Source organism: Acinetobacter sp. RF14B, from assembly GCF_006864105.1.
GTDB lineage: Bacteria > Pseudomonadota > Gammaproteobacteria > Pseudomonadales > Moraxellaceae > Acinetobacter > Acinetobacter lwoffii_C.
In genome coordinates, this window is the sequence record NZ_SMTB01000191.1 from 1 (window position 1) to 1,162 (window position 1,162).

Consider the following 1,162-nt stretch of genomic DNA (forward strand, 5'->3'; position numbering starts at 1 on the left):
GAACTCGCTTCGCTCGTGTTTTTTTAAAAGCAAAAGCTCACGATAGTAAAAACCATCTAGCAGCCAATATTTTTAAAAGCGGTTTTTCAGAGGGGGGAAGAATCGAACTTTCATAACTTCGCTCGTAGACACTCGCTAATATCTTTTTTTGTGAATTCTAGAAAGAGCAAAACAAAACGAGTGTCTACGAGTGATAACCAGGTATTCAAATCAAGAAAGTTTTTATCTCTGATTACAAGCTCCCATTTAGTTTTTTTCGGGAGTAGCCGAGCCATCCCGAATGGGTGGCGAAATAATCATTAGAGTTGTCACGAAGTGTCACTACTTCGGTAGTGACGCTTCGTACAACGATGGCTAGAAAAGGGATACAGAGGAAAATTCCACGTGATTGCCACGTGACAGACAATTTTTGCAGAGCAAAACGCACCCATTGGACTCAATGGCTAAGTGCGCCCTTCGGGAAAACCCATCACAACTAAAAATTAGTTTTTCTTGCTGTAGTCGGTTTCTGTTTTCAATGCTGTGAAAATCCGTTTTGCTATTTGTTCATCTGCTTTTTCAGGGTTCCTCAAAATGTTCCCAATCCAATTTGCAAAAGCTGGATAGTCTGGGAAGTTACTAAGGTCTGAAATACTGCCTAGTTTGCACAGAATCATGCTGTATTTTGCGATCTGTGGCTCTGTAAGGGGTTTTATCGTATCTAGGTCATTCGTGGCTGTTTTGGGCGTTTCTGTGGCAATCTCGGCTTGTTTGGGCTTCTTTTGCTTAAACTTGAATGAGAACCCTGTAATCAAACGTCCCTTTTTGTGTTGTTCATAGGTCGCTGTGATGTCTGTATGCTCGTTGATCTGCTTTAGTGCTAGTTCTAAAACACCACGTTTAAACACATCCATACGCTGATATTCAGTATCTAACACGCCTATGCGCTTTCTAAACTCGCCTAATTCAATAATTGGGGTTTTTCCTGTGGTACGCCAACAAATTAATAACTCATACAAACGCACAGCATAGGCACTCGATAAGCTACTAATTTGTTCTATATCGTACTTCGTGAACTGCTCCTCAAGTCTTGTAATCAATGGAACAACCGCAGGAGCAAAAACAAGCTGTACCGTAGCTTCATTTTCTGTATATCCAATTTGACTAATCCAACGGCTAGTCA

1 protein-coding gene is annotated in these 1,162 nt (G+C 41.0%); it reads right to left on the minus strand.

Annotated features, from left to right (window positions below):
• Window positions 1-482 precede the first annotated feature (482 nt).
• On the minus strand, window positions 483-1,162 hold a 680-nt coding region (gene repM, locus E2K52_RS14430; RefSeq protein ID WP_151205683.1), incomplete at its 5' end, for a replication initiation protein RepM.